Genomic DNA, 16,345 nt, shown 5'->3' on the forward strand with positions numbered 1-16,345 from the left:
GCGATCAGGCGTCGGCGTCGGCGCGATCCGCAGGCTGACCGGTCGGCGCCCCGGCATCCGCCGGCGCCTCGTCCGCGGCGGCCGCCTTGCTGCGCCGGCTGCGCCGGGGCGCCGGCGCGGCGGCCTCGTCGGCCGCGCCTTCCGCCGTATCGGCCTTCTTGCGCCTGCTGCGCCTGGGCTTGGGCGTCTCGTCGGTGGTTTCGGCCGGGGTTTCGGCCTGCTCGGGCTGGGCGGCCTTGCGCGTGCGGCTCTTGCGCGGGGCGGTGGCCGCCGGCGCATCGCCTGCCTCGGTCGCCGCCTCGTCGGCCTTCTTGCGCCGCGTGCGCTTGGGCTTGGCAGGCGCCTCGACGGTCTGGGCCGTCTCGGCCTCGGCCGCGGCGGGCTGGTCGGGGGCCACCGCTTCGGGCGCGGCGCCCGCATTTTCGGCGGTGCTGTCCGGGGCGGGGCTGTCCGACGGGGCGGTCTCGCCGGCCGCGGCTGCGTTCGGCGCGGCATCATCGGCGGAGGTTTCGGCCTTGCGGCGGCGCCCGCCGCGCGAGCGGCTGCGCGACGGCTTCGGGGTCTCGGAGGCGGTCCCGGCGCTTGCCGCGACGGTTTCCGTTGCGACGTCCTCGGCGCTGTCGGCTTCGGGCATGGAATCGGTCTGGCTGGTGCGCAGCTCGACCAGCATGAATTGCGGGACATGATCGCCCATGCCCATCACCGCAGGGCCGCGGTTGTCGTCACGGCCTCGGCCGCCGCGGCGATCGTCGCGCCCGTGATCCCGGTTCTGGTCGCGACCCTGATCGCGGCGGTCCTGACGACGATCCTCGCGCGGCTCGTCGCGGCGGGCGTCGCGGGCGGGGCCGCCGTCGCGGTCCTCCCCGCGCGGTGCCTCGGCCTCGGCGGTGCGGGCGCGATCCTCGCGCGGCCGCGCGGGGCGGGAAGGCTCGGCGGGCCGTTCCTCGTCGCGGCGTCCGCGCCGGCGCTTGCCGTCGCCGCGTGCGCCCTTGCGATCCTCGCGGTCCGAGCGGGGCGCGGGGCTGCCGCTGTCGGTGACCTCGAAGCCGTCGGGTGCCGGGCTGCGCGGCAGCGTGCGGTTGACCAGCGTCTCGATCGCTGCCAGGTACTTGTCGTCGGCGGGCGTGCCGATGCTGATGGCGGTGCCGCTGCGGCCGGCGCGGCCGGTCCGGCCGATGCGGTGGACGTAGTCCTCGGCATGGCTGGGCAGGTCGAAGTTGAACACATGGCTGACCGCCGGAATGTCCAGCCCGCGCGCCGCCACGTCCGAGGCGATCAGCAGCTTCAGCCGACCGTCGCGGAAGCCGTCAAGCGTCCGGGTGCGGTGGCTCTGGTCCAGGTCGCCATGGATCGGCGCGGCATCATAGCCGTGCTTCTTCAGCGATTTGGCGACGATGTCCACATCGGTCTTGCGGTTGCAGAAGACGATCGCGTTGGTCAGCGCCTCGCCCTCGGCGTCGATCAGGGCGCGCAGCAATGCGCGCTTCTGCTTCGAGGTCTGGTCGCGGCGGATCGGCGTGATCTCGACGAGACGCTGGGTGATCGTCTCGCTGGCGGTGGCCTGCCGGGCGACCTCGATGCGTTCGGGCGAATGCAGGAAGGTGTCGGTGATCCGCTCGATCTCGGGCGCCATCGTCGCACTGAAGAACAGCGTCTGGCGGGTAAAGGGCGTCAGCTGGAAGATGCGCTCGATATCCGGGATGAAGCCCATGTCCAGCATCCGGTCGGCCTCGTCCACGACCATGATCTGCACACCGGTCAGAAGCAGCTTGCCGCGTTCGAAATGATCCAGCAGGCGGCCGGGTGTGGCGATCAGCACGTCCACGCCGCGGTCGATCAGCTTGTCCTGTTCGGAAAAGCTGACGCCGCCGATCAGCAGCGCCTTGGTCAGCCGGGTGTGCTTGGCATAGGTGTCGAAGTTCTCGGCCACCTGCGCGGCCAGTTCCCGCGTCGGGCACATCACCAGGCTGCGCGGCATCCGCGCCCGCGCCCGGCCGCGGCCCAGCAGGGTGATCATCGGCAGGGTGAAGCTGGCAGTCTTGCCGGTCCCGGTCTGCGCGATGCCCAGCACGTCGCGGCCTTCCAGCGCATGCGGGATGGCCCCGGCCTGGATCGGCGTCGGCGTCTCGTAGCCGGCCTCGGCGATGGCCTGCAGGACCTTGGGATCAAGCTTCAGATCAGAGAACTTCGTCATTCGGGGCTTTCCGTGCTGCCGCGCCAAATCGCGCGATGCGTTCCATGCCGCGCGCCCGTATGGCGCCATGCGGTGCTGATGGGACGCATATCCGAACGCCCCGTCGGTCGGCCCGCCGGATGCGGGCTGCCTTCGCCTAGACCAAAGCCGCGGGCGCGTCAATCTTTCCGCCCGGTTCCCGAACAATATGGCATGGTGGCGGAACCCTGAGGGCCGGCGGCCGGTTCCCACAGGGACAGACAGGGCGGGGGCGCGATGGCGACCGAGATTTCCGGCGGGCTTGCCCCGATGCAGGCACTGGCGCTGATCGGCATTGCCGGTGTCGGCGCGCAATGGCTGGCCTGGCGGTTCCGGCTTCCGGCAATCGTGCTGATGCTGCTGGCAGGACTGGTGCTGGGGCCGGTCACCGGCGTCATGATCCCGTCGCGCGACATCGGCGACCTGGTGCCGCCGATGATCGCGCTGGCCGTCGCGGTGATCCTGTTCGAGGGCGGCCTGACGCTGAGCTTCAAGCAACTGGCCGACGCGCGTCCCGCGGTGCGGCGGCTGGTCTATGTCGGCGCCCCGCTGGGCTGGCTTCTGTCGACGCTGGTGCTGGTCTATGGCGCGGGGCTGGGCTGGGCCTCGGCCACCGTGTTCGGCGGCGTGCTGATCGTGACCGGGCCGACCGTCATCGCGCCGCTGCTGCGCCAGGCCAAGCTGCGCTCGCGGCCCGCGCAGGTCCTGCAATGGGAGGGCATCGTCAACGACCCGATCGGCGCGCTGGTCGCCGTCATCGCGCTGGAGATCGTGCTGGTGCTGCGCGCCGGGGTGACATGGCCCGAGGCGATCGGCCAGCTGGTCCTGGGCATCGGCGTGGCCGCATCGCTGGGGGTGCTGGGCGGCTATCTGATCGTGCAGGCCTTTCGCCGGGGATGGGTCCCCGAATACATGAAGGTGCCGCTGCTGTTCGTGGCGGTGCTGGGCATCTTCTCGGCCTCGGACAGCATCCTGCATGAAAGCGGGCTGCTGGCGGTGACGGTGATGGGGCTGGTCGTCGCCAATGCCGACCTGCCCAGCTATCACGAGCTGCGCCGCTTCAAGGAGCACGCCACGATCCTGCTGGTCTCGGGTGTCTTCATCCTGCTGGCGGCGGGTATCCAGTTCGATACGCTGGCGCGGCTGGACTGGTGGCGCGCGCTGCTGTTCGTGGCGCTGATCGTGCTGGTCGCCCGGCCGCTGACGGTGATGATCGCGCTGATCGGCTCGGGCCTGCCGATGGCCGAAAGGGTGCTGATCGCGCTGACCGGGCCGCGCGGGGTGGTGCTGGTCGCGGTGTCGGGGATCTTTGCCGAAAGGCTGGTGGCGGAAGGCATCGCGGATGGCGAACGCATCGCGCCGCTGGCCTTCGTCCTGGTGCTGGCAACGGTGGTGCTGCACGGCTTCACGCTGGCGCCGCTGGCGCGGCGGCTGGGCCTGACCTCGGGCGGCAAGCCGGGTGTGCTGGTCGTCGGCGGCTCGCTGTTCGCGACCGGCCTCGCCAAGGCGCTGCAAAAGGCCGATGTCGAGGTGCTGCTGACCGACACAAACCGCGACCACCTGCGCACCGCGCGGGCGGCGGGGCTGCCGACCTTCTACGGCGACATCCTGGGCGAGGCGGCCGAACACAATGTCGAATTCATCGCCTTCGGGGCGATCCTCGCTGCCTCGGACAATGACGCCTACAATACGCTGGTGGCGACCGACCTTGCGCCGGAATTCGGCCGGGAATCGATCTGGCAGCTGGCCCGCCACAAGGAGGACCGCGCCCGTCATTCGCTGCCCAGCCAGCTGGGCGGGCAGGCGATCGAGGGCAACCGGACGCTGGCGCAATATCTGGACCTGCTGGCCGAGGGCTGGGTGTTCCGCACGACGCGGCTGACGCAGGAATACCGGCTGCCGCAATGGCGCGAGGCGCGCGAGGGCGCGATTCCGCTGGCCATGGTGCAGGGCGACCGCCTGTGGTTCGTGTCAGCGCCCGAGGATCTGGTGGATCGGCCCGACGCGCGGATCGTGTCGCTGATCCCGCCCGAGATCGCCCGCAGGATCGACCGCGAAAACGAGGAAGAGGCGCGGCCCCGCCCGCAGGGCCGATCGGTCGCGAAGGCCCAGGCCGAGGCGGTGCGCCGCGGCGAGGGCAATGGCAGCGTGCCGGGTGGCGGGGGTGGCGAGGCGGCGCGCGCGCTGGCCGAGGACGAGGCCGTGCTGGACGATCCGGCCCTCATCGACGCGGACCGGCCCGACCCCGGCCCCGACCAGGAGCCGGACGCCCGGTCCGGTGCCGGGGACCCCGCAGCCGGGGCGGACAGCCGCGACGGGCAGGGGCGGCGCGACTGAGGCCGGCCGGGCACGGGCTGCGCTGTTGACCTTTGACGGCCGCTGGCGTTAACCCGGCATGTCACTTTGGAAGCGGAACATGAACCTTTTCTCGGATCTTCGCGGCGTCGTCCTTGGCGCGCTGGAGCAGATGGCCGTCGCGGGCGAACTGCCGGCGGGGCTGGACACAGCCAATGTCACGGTCGAGCCGCCCCGCGATCCGGCGCATGGCGACATGGCCACCAACGCGGCGATGGTGCTGGCCAAGCCCGCCGGCCTGAAGCCGCGCGAGATCGCCGAGAAGCTGGCCGCACGGCTGACCGATCCGCGCATCGCCGCCGCAGAGGTGGCGGGGCCGGGCTTTCTGAACCTGCGGCTGGCGCCTTCGGTCTGGCAGGGCGTGATCGGTGCCGCCCTGCGCGCGGGCGCCGATTTCGGACGCTCGCGGATGGGCGAGGGGCAGAAGGTGAATGTCGAATTCGTCAGCGCGAACCCGACCGGGCCGATGCATGTGGGCCATGTGCGCGGCGCGGTCTTCGGCGATGCGCTGGCCAATCTGCTGGCCTTCTCGGGCCATGAGGTGACGCGCGAATACTATGTCAACGACGGCGGCGCGCAGGTCGATGTGCTGGCCCGTTCCGCCTATGAACGCTATCGCGAGGCCAATGGCCTCGAGCCGGCGATCCGCGAGGGGCTGTATCCGGGCGACTACCTGATCCCGGTCGGTGAGGCGCTGAAGGCGAAATATGGCGACAGCCTGCTGGACCGCCCCGAAGAGGACTGGCTGGCCGAGATCCGCGATTTCGCCACCGAGGCGATGATGGCCGAGATCCGGCACGACCTCGCCGCGCTGGGCGTCCGCATGGATGTCTATTCCAGCGAGAAGGCGCTGTATGGCACCGGCCGCATCGAGGCCGCCATCGAGCGGTTGCGCGCCGCCGGGCTGATCTATCGCGGCGTGCTGGAGCCGCCCAAGGGCAAGCTGCCCGACGATTGGGAGGAGCGCGAGCAGACCCTGTTCCGCGCCACCGCGCATGGCGACGACGTGGATCGCCCGATCCAGAAATCAGACGGCGCCTGGACCTATTTCGCGCCCGACATCGCCTATCACTGGGACAAGATCGAACGCGGCTTCGACCAGTTGATCGACGTGTTCGGCGCCGATCACGGCGGTTATGTCAAGCGCATGAACGCCGCCGTGAAGGCGCTATCGAACGGTCGCGTGCCGCTGGACATCAAGCTGATCCAGCTGGTCAAGCTCTACAAGAACGGCGAGCCGTTCAAGATGTCCAAGCGCGCCGGCACCTTCGTCACTCTGCGCGACGTGGTCGAGGAGGCAGGCGCCGACGTCACCCGCTTCATCATGCTGACGCGCAAGAACGACGCGGCGCTGGATTTCGACTTTGCCAGGGTGCTTGAACAGTCGAAGGACAATCCGGTCTGGTATGTTCAATATGCCAGCGCCCGCGTGAATTCGGTGCTGCGCCGCGCCGCCGAGGCCGGGATCGACGTGTCCGACGCAGCCCTTCTGGCCGCCGATCACGGCCGCATCACCCACCCCGCCGAGCTTGACCTTGCCCGGAAAGTTGCCGAATGGCCACGCCTTGTCGAGCATGCGGCCCGCGCGCACGAGCCGCACCGGGTGGCGTTTTTCCTCTATGACCTCGCCTCGGACCTGCATTCGCTGTGGAACCGGGGCAATGACGACCCCGCGCTGCGCTTCGTGCAGGATGGCGATCCGGCAACGTCGCAGGCAAAAATCGCGCTGGTCCGGGCAGTGGGCGTTGTCATTTCGGGCGGCCTCGCTATCCTTGGCGTGACTCCGGCGGAAGAAATGCGCTGACCACACGGTGCCGCCGCCGGATGTCCGAGAGCAGTCAACGGTAAATCCGGGTCAACCGGCAGGCAGGCAGACGATGGCAGTGATGGATTTCCGCGAAGGCGGATACGTCTTCTCGCGGCACAAGGTGCGGCGCGAATTTTCCTATGACCAGAACGGCTGGGACGACCCGTCGGCGCCCGGCGACCACAGCCGCTTCGCGGCCGATCCTGACGGCGCCGCCAGTTTCTCGGCGCGGATCGCGCGACTGACGCATTACCTCGGCGCGCTGGTCTCGGTCGGGCTGATGGTCGGGCTGCTGGCCTGGGGCTGGCAGCTGATGTCGCGCGACGTCTCGGGCGTGCCGGTCATCAAGGCGATCGAGGGCGAGGCGCGGATCACCCCGGAGGAGCCGGGCGGCGAATTGTCCAGCTATACCGGATATGCGGTGAATGGCGTGGCGGAAGGGGCCGAGCCGACGCCGGCCCAGCAGGTCGCCATCGCGCCGTCGCCGACCGGGCTTGCCGACGAGGATCTGGCGATGGGCCGCTTTGGCGCCACCGCGCGCGAGCCCGCTAACGCCTCCGACGCCCCGCTCAGCTTCGACGGAGAACCGATCATGCCGCTGTCGGACAGCGAGGCGCGGGCCCTGGCCGAGGCGCAGGCCGCCGCCGAGGCGGCACGGCTGGCCCTGGCGACCGAGGATGTCGCGCGGGCCGCGATCAGCGACGCGCCGGCCCGCGAAGGCCCGATCAACGAGGTCGTCACCGACGAGAACGGCGCCCCCGCCCAGACCGATGCCATCACCGCCGCGCTGCAAGAGGCGCAGGCCGCCAATCCGGGCGTCATCATGGCCTCGCCCCGGCCCGCGCCGCGTCCGCGCAGCATGCGTGTGGCCGCCGCGGTGACCAGCGCCACCGACGCCGCCGCCCCGCCACCCGCGCCCGCCGCCGCGGACCGCACAACCGAGCCCGCGCCGGTCGCATCGGCGGGCGGCCCGCTGGTGCAGATCGGCGCCTTCGACAGCGATTCGATCGCCTCGGGCGAATGGAACCGCCTTGCCGGCAAGTTCGGCTCGCTCTTCTCGGGCAAGGGGCAGGTGATCCAGCAGCACCAGTCGAACGGCCGCACCTTCTGGCGCCTTCGCGTGGCGGGTTTCGGTTCGGTCAGCGAGGCGCGGCAGTTCTGCGCGGCGCTGAAATCCGGCGGCACGGACTGCCTCGCCCTGTCGCAGTGATGGCGGCGAACGCGACGATCCTCGGCGGCATCGCCGGGACCGCCCTGACCGGGGCCGAGCGCGACTTCTTTCGCGCCGCCGATCCCTGGGGCTTCATCCTCTTCGGCCGCAATGTCGATCATCCCGACCAACTGCGCCGACTCACCGGCGATCTGCGCGAGGCGGTCGGCCGCGAGGCGGTGATCACCGTCGATCAGGAGGGCGGGCGGGTGCAGCGGCTGCGCGGCCCGCACTGGACCGACTGGCCGGCGCCGCTGGATCAGGCCGGCGCGGGCCCGCGCGCGATGTGGCTGCGGCACTACCTGATCGGGCGCGAATTGCGCGACGTCGGCATCGACAGCGACTGCGCGCCCACGCTGGACGTGGCCCAGCCCGACACCCACCCCTTCCTGCGCAACCGCTGCCTCGGCACCGATCCCGCCCGCGTGGCCGAACTGGGCCGGGCCGCGGCCGACGGGCTTCTGGCGGCGGGCGTGCTGCCGGTGATGAAGCACATGCCGGGGCATGGACGCGCGGTCGCAGACAGCCATCACGACCTGCCGGTGGTCGCCGCCGCGCCCGCCGATCTGGAGGCGCTGGATTTCGCGCCCTTCCGCGCGCTGTCCGACCTGCCGATGGGGATGACCGCGCATATCCGCTTTACCGCGCTGGACGATCGCCCCGCGACGGCGTCGCCGCGCATGGTCGGGCTGATCCGCGAGACGATCGGCTTCGACGGGCTGCTGATGACCGACGACATCACCATGAACGCCCTGTCTGGGACCGAGGCCCGGCGCGCCGCGGCGGCGATCGCCGCCGGGTGCGATCTGGTGCTGCACTGCAATGGCGATATCCCCGCGATGGAGGCGGTGGTCGCCGCCGCGGGCGGCATGTCGGCCGAGGCCTGCCGCCGAGCCGATGCGGCGCTGGCCATGCGCCGCACGCCGACACCCTTCGACCGCGCGGCCCTGATGGCCGAATGGCGCGGTCTTGTGGCGGGGACGGCCACGGCTTGACTCATGCGCGGGTTGGGCGGACGCTGTCGGTCCGAGAAACCGGAGGCGGCGTGGCCAGAACTTCCGCACAGATGCCCCATCTGCGACCGCTTCCCGATCCGCCGGGCGAGGCCGGCGATGTCGCGCAGCGCCGCGCCGACGAGGCGCTGATCGTCGATGTGGACGGCTATGAAGGGCCGCTTGACCTGCTGCTGACGCTGGCGCGGACCCAGAAGGTCGATCTGATGAAGATCTCGGTCCTGCATCTGGCCGAGCAATATCTGGCCTTTGTCGAACAGGCGCGCAAGCTGCGCATCGAACTGGCCGCCGACTACCTGGTGATGGCCGCATGGCTGGCCTTTCTCAAGTCGCGCCTGCTGCTGCCACCCGACCCTGAGGCCGAGGGACCAAGCGCCGAGGACATGGCCGCGCATCTGGCGTTCCAGCTGGAACGGCTGGACGCCATGCGCCAGGCGGCGGCGCGGCTGATGGCGCGCGACCGGCTGGGCATCAGCCGCTTTGCCCGCGGCGCGCCCGAGGCCGTCACGCGCAGGCGGCGCACCGAATGGCAGGCCGGGCTGATCGACCTGATGCGCGCCTATGCGCGGCTGAAGACGCGCGACGAATTCCGCCCCTATGCCTTCGACCGGCAGGACGTGTTCACGATGGAACAGGCGCTGGACCGGATGCGCCGGATGATCGGCTTTGCCGGCGACTGGGTGGAGCTGTCGGATTTCCTGCCCGAGGGCTGGGACGGGGGCGGGGACGGTGGCGGGGCGCGGCGGCGCTCGGCCACGGCGGCCACCTTCGCGGCCTCGCTGGAGCTTGCGCGGCAAGGCCGGTTGGAGATACGCCAGTCCGACACCTTCGCGCCGATCAGCTTCCGGCGCAAACCCTCAGCCGACCAGTGACGTGACCGACCTGACCCAGAACGACGCCTCCGACGCCGAAGCCGGGGCCGCGGGCCCCGATTTTCCGCCGCCCCCCCTTGCCCAGCAGCAGCGCATGGTCGAGGCGATCCTGTTCGCGGCGGCCCAGCCCGTCACGGTCCGCGACCTGGCCGCGCGGTTGCCCGCGGGCTGCGATCCGGCCGAGGCGCTGGCCGGGCTGCGGCGGCTTTACGAGGGGCGCGGCGTGGGTATCGAGAGGATCGGCGACGGCTACGCCTTCCGCACCGCGGCCGATCTGTCCTTCCTGATGCAGACCGAAACCGTGGATCAGCGCCGCCTGTCGAGGGCGGCGGTCGAGACGCTGGCGATCATCGCCTATCACCAGCCGGTGACCCGCGCCGAGATCGAGGAGATCCGCGGCGTCGCCGTCAGCCGCGGCACGCTGGACCAGCTGATCGAGATGGAATGGGTGCGCGTCGGGCGGCGCCGCATGACGCCGGGGCGCCCCGCGACCTTCGTGGTGACCGAGGGGTTTCTTGACCATTTCGGGCTGGAATCGGCGCGCGACCTGCCCGGGCTGTCCGAACTGCGCGCCGCCGGCCTGCTGGATTCGCGCCCGCCCGACGAGGGCATGGCCCTGCCGATCGTGCCCGACACGGATGACGAGCCGGGCGAGGGGGCCGGGGACGTCGCCGACGATCTCTTCGAGGATGACTAGCCGCGCTCGCGCAGGGCAGGTGCGGCGTTTCCGTCTCGCCAAGCCCGGCAGGGCAGGCTAAGGGCTGCCGGATGTCCGAGGATCCTTTCGAAATCTACCTGGTCGCCACACCCGGCCTCGAGGCGCCGCTGGCCGCCGAGGCGCGCGATCTCGGCTGGCAGGCGACCGTCCAGCCCGGCGGCGTCACCATCCGTGGCGGCTGGACCGATGTCTGGCGCGCCAATCTGATGCTGCGCGGGGCGACCCGCGTGCTGGCCCGGATCGGCAGCTTCCGGGCGATGCATCTGGCGCAGCTGGACAAGCGGGCGCGCCGGTTTCCCTGGGCGCATGTCCTGCGTCCCGACCTGCCCGTGAAGGTCGAGGCGACCTGCCGCGCCAGCCGCATCTACCACGCCGGCGCAGCCGCCCAGCGGATCGAGAGGGCCATCGCCGAGGAACTGGGCGCCCCCATCGCGGCGGATGCCGCGATGGTCGTGAAGGCGCGGATCGAGGATGATCTGGTGACCATCAGCCTCGACACCACCGGCCGCTCGCTGCACAAGCGCGGTCACAAGCAGGCCGTCGCCAAGGCCCCCATGCGCGAGACGATGGCGGCCATGTTCCTGCGCGAAATGGGTTTCGACGGCAGCCAGCCGGTGCTGGACCCGATGTGCGGATCGGGCACCTTCGTCATCGAGGCGGCCGAGATCGCGGCCGGTCTCGCGCCGGGCAGGTCGCGCGGCTTTGCCTTCGAATCGCTGGCCGGTTTCGATCCTCAGGCCTGGGATGCCCTGCGGGGCAGCATCCTGCCCCGCCCGCCCGCGACATGTTTCACCGGCAGCGACCGCGATGCCGGCGCCGTGCGGATGAGCGGCCAGAACGCGCAGCGGGCCGGAGTGGCCGACTGGACCCGGTTCGACTGCTGCCCGATCGCCGAGATGCAGCGCCCCGGCGGGCCGCCGGGTCTGGTGATCGTGAACCCGCCCTATGGCGCGCGGGTCGGCAACAAGGGACCGCTGTTCGGCCTGCACGCCGCCATGGGAGAGGCGTTCCGCAGCCGCCTTGCAGGATGGCGCATCGGCATCGTCACCAGTGAGGCGGGGCTTGCGAAGGCGACCGGCCTGCCACTGATGCCGCCCGGCCCGATCGTCGCGCATGGCGGGCTGAAGGTCAGGCTGTGGCAGACCGGCACGCTGCCGGGCTGATCGCGCCCGGCCCGAAGCAGGATCGCTGCCCTCAGCGGAACTGCTTTGCCAGCTTCAGCCCCTGGCCCTGATAGTTCGAGCGGATGCCCGCGCCGTAAAGCCGGTCGGGCCGGGCCGCCATGCGTTCATAGACCAGCCGCCCCACGACCTGCCCGTGTTCCAGCACGAAGGGCGCCTCGTGGCAACGGACCTCGAGGACGCCGCGCGCGCCCGCGCCGGCCTCGCCGATGCCGAAGCCGGGGTCGAAAAAGCCCGCGTAATGCACCCGGAACTCGCCCACCATCGCCAGATACGGGGCCATCTCGGCCGCGCAATCCGCCGGAATGGCCACCGATTCCCGGCTGACAAGGATGTAGAAGGCGCCGGGGTCGAGGATCAGCCGTCCATCGCCGGTGCGCAGCTCGTCCCAGAATTCGAGGGCTTCATAGGCGCCGATGCGGTCGAGGTCGATCACCCCGCTGTGCGGCCGGGCCCGATAGCCGACCAGATCGCCCCGGTCGGGGCGCAGATCGACCGAAAAGCCCAGCCCGTGATCGATCAGCGCCTCGCCCGCCACCAGCGGCTCGCGCGCGTTCAATTCGCGCAGCTGGTCGTCGCTGAGGACCGCCTGCCCCCGCCGCAGGCGCAGCTGGTTCAACCGCATGCCGGGACGGACCAGAACCGAAAAACTTCGGGGGCAGATCTCGGCATAAAGGGGGCCGTCATACCCCTCGGGGAGGCGGTCGAACTCGGTGCCATCATCGGTCACCAGCCGGGTCAGCAGGTCCAGCCGCCCGGTCGAGGATTTCGCATTCGCGACCGCGGTCAGCCCGGCGGGCAGCGACAGCCGTTCCATCAGCGGCACGAGATAGACGCAGCCGCGCTCCAGCACCGCGCCACCCGACAGGTCCATCTGGTGCATCTGCAGATCGGCCAGCCGGTCGGTGATCCGCCTGCCGCGCCCCGCCAGAAAACTGGCGCGCAGCCGGTAGGCGGTGGCACCAAGCCGCAGGTCGAGGCTGGCCGGCTGGACCTGATCGGGGGTGATGGCGGGCCGCGCGGTGATGGCGCCGGACGCGATCAGGCCGCGAATCTCGCTGTCGGGCAGAACGCCGTTCATCCGCTTGTCTCCTCGGGCCTGCGATCGGAACGGAAAACGCCCACCCCGGAACCGGGATGGGCGTTTTCGCAATGGTCGGGCCGGCGAGATTCGAACTCGCGGCCTTCCGCCCCCCAGACGGACGCGCTAACCAGGCTGCGCCACGGCCCGACGCCGGCCATATAGATCGAAGGCGCGGCGCTGCACAAGGGCCGCAGGGCGGAAATCTGCGCCACGGTCGAATTCGGCGGTCAGTAGATGCGCGAGATCGCGTCGCGCAGGGCATCCATGCGCGGGCTGGCCGCGACCACCCGCGCATCGCCCGGCGCGAGGGCGCGCAACCGCGCCGCCAGCAGGCCGAGGCGTGCCAGCCATGCGGTGTCGCGCCCCATCCGGTCGAGATCGGGAAACAGCGGCAGGCCGCCATCCGTCGCGCCATGACGGCGGCGCGGGCGGTGACGCGATCGGGGGCTGTGCGGGGCCATGTCCTGCGGATCCTCCTCGGCAAGCGGGTCGTCCCCGATGCCCGCGCCGTTCAGGGCATGGGCCGCGGTCGGGCGTTCCTCGGGCCTGGTCGTGACCCTGCCACGGGGCAGGGGTGACGGCGCAGGCCGGTCCTGCGCGCCGATGCCGTCGGCCGGGGCGATCTCGGCCGGTCCTGCGCCGATCACCTCGTCGATCCGCGCGGCGCCGCGGGCCCGCACCGCCTCTCCGCGGTCACGCGCCAGCAGCTTGCGGGCGCCGCGGATGGTCAGCCCCTCGTCGCGCAGGATCTCGCAGAGACCGGCCGCCAGCCGCACGTCCTCGGGCCGATAATAGCGGCGCCCGTCGGGCCGTTTCATCGGCTTCAACTGGGTGAATTGCGTTTCCCAGTAGCGCAGGACATGCGGCGCCACGCCGATCAGCTTGGCAACCTCGCCGATCGACCGGAATGCCTCTGCCCCCTTTTGCATGGCGATGTCCGGACCCTACTGCCTGTTGCCGTCGGCGACGCGATCCTTCATCAGATGCGACGGCCGGAAGGACAGCACCCGCCGCGGCGTGATCGGCACTTCCTCGCCGGTCTTGGGGTTGCGGCCGATGCGTTCATTCTTGTCGCGCACGCTGAAGGTGCCGAAGGACGAGATCTTCACCTGCTCGCCGCGCACCAGCGCGTCCGAGATGTGGTCCAGCACGCTTTCGACCAGCTGGGCGGATTCGTGGCGTGACAGCCCGACATCGCGGAACACGGCTTCGGCCAGGTCCATGCGGGTCAGCGTTTTTTCGCCCATGATCTTCCCTCTTTGGTCCTTGCAGGATGAGGCCGATTGCGCGCCCTGTCAACGATGCCGACGAGGAAATCGTTCCTTGCCCGAGGGTTGGCCTGCCCGCGATGCGCGGTTTGCCGCGCAAGTGCCATCGGCACGGGCAGCCGCCGGCGACATGCCGGGGCTTTGCGGCGGCGGCCTACGTGCCCATATTGCGGGTCCGGCATCGGGATGTCGGACAAGGAGGTGTCATGGCCGGTGGATGGGCGCGCGACGATGCGGTGAACGACCAGATCGAGGTCAGCACGGCCGAGGCCGTCGCCCGCGCGCGATTGCGCCTGCATGCCCCGCTGCGCGAGGCGGCCGAGGTCTGCGCCGACTGTGACGAGCCGATTCCCGCGGCGCGGCGCGCCGCCATTCCCGGTGTGCAGCTGTGCGTCGCCTGCCAGTCGGGCCGCGACCGGCAGGCCCGGCCGGCAGGCGGCATCAATCGCCGGGCCAGCAAGGACTCGCAGCTGAAGTGAAACGGCGCCGCGTCAGCCGCCCGGGGGGTCGCGCTACCAGCGCAGCACCACCGAGCCCCAGCTGAGGCCGCCGCCGATCGCCTCGGTCACGACCAGATCGCCGGCGCTGAAGCGGCCTTCGCGATCCGCGACCGACAGCGCCAGCGGGATCGAGGCCGCCGAGGTGTTGCCATGATCCGCGACGGTCAGCACCACCTTGTCCATCGGCAGGTTCATCCGCTGCGCCGTGGCGGTGATGATGCGCAGGTTCGCCTGATGCGGCACCAGCCAGTCCACGTCGCCCGGCGTCAGCCCGGCCTTGTCCAGCGCGGTGTGGGCGGTCTGGGCCAGCTTCTCGACGGCGTGGCGGAACACCAGGTTTCCCTGCATCCGCAGCTGGCCGGCCGTGCCGGTGGTGGACACGCCGCCATCGACATACAGCAGGTCGCGATACTGCCCGTCGCTGTTCAGGTCGCTGGCGAGGATGCCGCGATCGTCGCTGGTGCCGGCGCCCTCGCGGGCCTCCAGCACGACGGCGCCGGCGCCGTCGCCGAACAGCACGCAGGTGCCGCGGTCGGTCCAGTCCATGATCCGCGAGAAGGTCTCGGCGCCGATCACCAGCACCCTGTCCGCGAGGCCCCCGCGAATCATCGCGTCGGCATTGGCAAGCGCAAAGACGAAGCCCGCGCAGACCGCCTGCACGTCATAGGCAAAGCCGCGCGTCATGCCGAGGCCAGCCTGCACCATCGTGGCGACGGCGGGGAAGGTGAAATCCGGGGTCGAGGTCGCCAGAACGATCCCGTCCAGCTCGCCCGCCTCGACGCCCGCGCGGGCCAGCGCCTCGCGCGCCGCGCGCAGGGCTAGATCGCTGGTGGCCTGCCCCTCGGCCGCGAAATGCCGCCTCTCGATCCCCGAGCGTGACCTGATCCAGTCGTCGCTGGTGTCCAGCTTGTCCTCGAACCAGCTGTTTTCGACCACCCGTTCCGGCAGGTAATGGCCGGTGCCGATGATGACTGCGCGCCGTGTCACGTTGTAGCCCCCGCGTCCTGGCCTTCGGATGACGCGCCGGCCGAGGCAGCCGCGCCCTGTGCCACACGGGCGGCCAGACGCTCGTGAAAGCCCGACTTGGCCAGCGTGAAGGCCAGCTTGATGGCCGCCGAGACGCCGGTGGCGTCGGCCGAGCCATGCGACTTGACGACGGTGCCGTTCAGGCCAAGGAAGATGCCGCCATTGACGCGGCGCGGATCGATGCGCTTCTGCAGCCGCTTCAGCGAGGTCATCGCCAGCAGCGCCGCGAATTTCGACATGAAGGAATTGGCAAAGGCCTCGCGCATGAACTCTCCGACCAGCCGCGCCGTGCCCTCGCCGGTCTTCAGCGCGACATTGCCGGTGAATCCGTCGGTCACGATCACGTCCACGCGCGCGGCCGGCAGGTCGCCGCCCTCGACGAAGCCCACATAGTCGAAATCGCCGCAATCGGCCGCGGCGCCGATCAGGTCGTTGGCCTGCTTCAGCTCGGCCCGCCCCTTGTGCTCCTCGGTGCCGACATTCAGCAGGCCGATGCGCGGGTGGGCGACGCCCAGACCGTTGCGGGCATAGGATGCGCCCATCATCGCATATTGCAGCAGGTCGGGCGCATCGGCGCGGATGTCGGCGCCCACGTCCAGCATGATGTTGAAGCCCTGCGGGTTGCGCGAGGGCCACAGGCAGGCGATGGCGGGCCGGTTAACCCCCGGCAGCTTGCGCAGGCGCAGCATCGACATGGCCATCAGCGCGCCGGTATTGCCACAGCTGACGGCCGCCCCGGCCTCGCCCGCGCGCACCGATTCGAGCGCCGACCACATCGAGGTGTCGCCGCCCTTGCGCAGCACCTGGCTGGGCTTGTCCTCCATCGTCACGATGCCGGCGGCATGGCGGATCTCGCAGCGGCCGGCCAGAGCCTTGCGCCTGTCGATCAGCGGGCGCAACTGCGCCTCGTCGCCATGCACGATGAAGCGGATCTCGGGGTTCTTGGCGGCGCTGGCGGCCATGCCCGCGACCACGACCGAGGGGCCGCGGTCGCCGCCCATCGCGTCAACCGAAATCACCACGCTGCCCCCGTCCTGGGGGGCGCGCGGTGCCGGGCTGGTCGAGGAATCGACGCTCATCTGGAAACGGTGACGGCCGG

14 protein-coding genes and 1 tRNA gene are annotated in these 16,345 nt (G+C 70.8%); 8 read left to right on the forward strand and 7 right to left on the reverse strand.

Features of this window, described 5'->3' with window-relative positions:
* Positions 1-4: 4 nt before the first annotated feature.
* Positions 5-2,194, reverse strand: a complete 2,190-nt coding sequence (locus Q5Y72_RS06515; RefSeq protein WP_443147229.1) for a DEAD/DEAH box helicase — start codon at positions 2,192-2,194, stop codon at positions 5-7.
* Between the two features lie 255 nt (positions 2,195-2,449).
* On the opposite strand from Q5Y72_RS06515, the gene Q5Y72_RS06520 reads away from it, so the two are divergent.
* The 7 genes from Q5Y72_RS06520 to Q5Y72_RS06550 all read left to right on the forward strand — a co-directional run bounded on the left by Q5Y72_RS06520 (position 2,450) and on the right by Q5Y72_RS06550 (position 11,350).
* Positions 2,450-4,549, forward strand: coding sequence for a cation:proton antiporter (locus Q5Y72_RS06520; protein WP_305962582.1), 2,100 nt, complete (start codon positions 2,450-2,452; stop codon positions 4,547-4,549).
* A gap of 79 nt (positions 4,550-4,628) precedes the next feature.
* Entirely contained in the window at positions 4,629-6,371 is a 1,743-nt protein-coding gene (gene argS / locus Q5Y72_RS06525; RefSeq protein WP_305962583.1) for an arginine--tRNA ligase, read from the forward strand.
* Between the two features lie 82 nt (positions 6,372-6,453).
* Complete coding sequence (locus Q5Y72_RS06530; protein ID WP_305962584.1) at positions 6,454-7,584, forward strand: SPOR domain-containing protein; 1,131 nt, start codon at positions 6,454-6,456, stop codon at positions 7,582-7,584.
* Complete coding sequence (locus Q5Y72_RS06535; RefSeq protein ID WP_305962585.1) at positions 7,584-8,579, forward strand: glycoside hydrolase family 3 N-terminal domain-containing protein; 996 nt, start codon at positions 7,584-7,586, stop codon at positions 8,577-8,579. The genes Q5Y72_RS06530 and Q5Y72_RS06535 overlap by 1 nt, the downstream gene beginning before the upstream one ends.
* Before the next feature lie 71 nt (positions 8,580-8,650).
* Positions 8,651-9,469, forward strand: a complete 819-nt coding sequence (locus Q5Y72_RS06540; protein ID WP_305962586.1) for a segregation and condensation protein A — start codon at positions 8,651-8,653, stop codon at positions 9,467-9,469.
* Positions 9,470-9,563: 94 nt separating this feature from the next.
* Positions 9,564-10,166 (forward strand): SMC-Scp complex subunit ScpB, encoded by a 603-nt coding sequence (gene scpB / locus Q5Y72_RS06545; RefSeq protein ID WP_305962660.1) that lies wholly within the window; start codon positions 9,564-9,566, stop codon positions 10,164-10,166.
* Between the two features lie 71 nt (positions 10,167-10,237).
* The gene (locus tag Q5Y72_RS06550) at positions 10,238-11,350 is read left to right on the forward strand and encodes a THUMP domain-containing class I SAM-dependent RNA methyltransferase (protein WP_305962587.1); all 1,113 of its coding nucleotides are present in this window, start codon (positions 10,238-10,240) and stop codon (positions 11,348-11,350) included.
* Between the two features lie 31 nt (positions 11,351-11,381).
* On the opposite strand, the gene Q5Y72_RS06555 is transcribed toward Q5Y72_RS06550, so the two are convergent.
* The 4 genes from Q5Y72_RS06555 to ihfA all read right to left on the reverse strand — a co-directional run bounded on the left by Q5Y72_RS06555 (position 11,382) and on the right by ihfA (position 13,699).
* Positions 11,382-12,449, reverse strand: coding sequence for a 2'-deoxycytidine 5'-triphosphate deaminase (locus Q5Y72_RS06555; RefSeq protein ID WP_305962588.1), 1,068 nt, complete (start codon positions 12,447-12,449; stop codon positions 11,382-11,384).
* Positions 12,450-12,521: 72 nt separating this feature from the next.
* Positions 12,522-12,599, reverse strand: a tRNA-Pro gene (locus tag Q5Y72_RS06560).
* Positions 12,600-12,679: 80 nt separating this feature from the next.
* Positions 12,680-13,381, reverse strand: coding sequence for a MerR family transcriptional regulator (locus Q5Y72_RS06565; protein WP_305962589.1), 702 nt, complete (start codon positions 13,379-13,381; stop codon positions 12,680-12,682).
* Between the two features lie 15 nt (positions 13,382-13,396).
* Positions 13,397-13,699 (reverse strand): integration host factor subunit alpha, encoded by a 303-nt coding sequence (gene ihfA, locus Q5Y72_RS06570; protein ID WP_305962590.1) that lies wholly within the window; start codon positions 13,697-13,699, stop codon positions 13,397-13,399.
* A 227-nt stretch (positions 13,700-13,926) separates the two neighbouring features.
* On the opposite strand from ihfA, the gene Q5Y72_RS06575 reads away from it, so the two are divergent.
* Positions 13,927-14,199 carry a DksA/TraR family C4-type zinc finger protein gene (locus Q5Y72_RS06575; protein WP_305962591.1) on the forward strand — a complete coding sequence of 91 codons (273 nt, stop codon included), beginning with the start codon at positions 13,927-13,929 and terminating at the stop codon, positions 14,197-14,199.
* 33 nt (positions 14,200-14,232) lie between these two features.
* Here the strand turns inward: Q5Y72_RS06575 and Q5Y72_RS06580 are convergent, their stop codons facing one another.
* Entirely contained in the window at positions 14,233-15,207 is a 975-nt protein-coding gene (locus Q5Y72_RS06580; protein WP_305962592.1) for a beta-ketoacyl-ACP synthase III, read from the reverse strand.
* A complete protein-coding gene (plsX, locus tag Q5Y72_RS06585; RefSeq protein WP_305962593.1) occupies positions 15,204-16,325 on the reverse strand; it encodes a phosphate acyltransferase PlsX in 1,122 nt (373 codons plus the stop codon). The genes Q5Y72_RS06580 and plsX overlap by 4 nt, the downstream gene beginning before the upstream one ends.
* Between the last annotated feature and the right edge of the window lie 20 nt (positions 16,326-16,345).

It is taken from the genome of Paracoccus spongiarum (assembly GCF_030732095.1).
Lineage (GTDB): Bacteria > Pseudomonadota > Alphaproteobacteria > Rhodobacterales > Rhodobacteraceae > Paracoccus > Paracoccus spongiarum.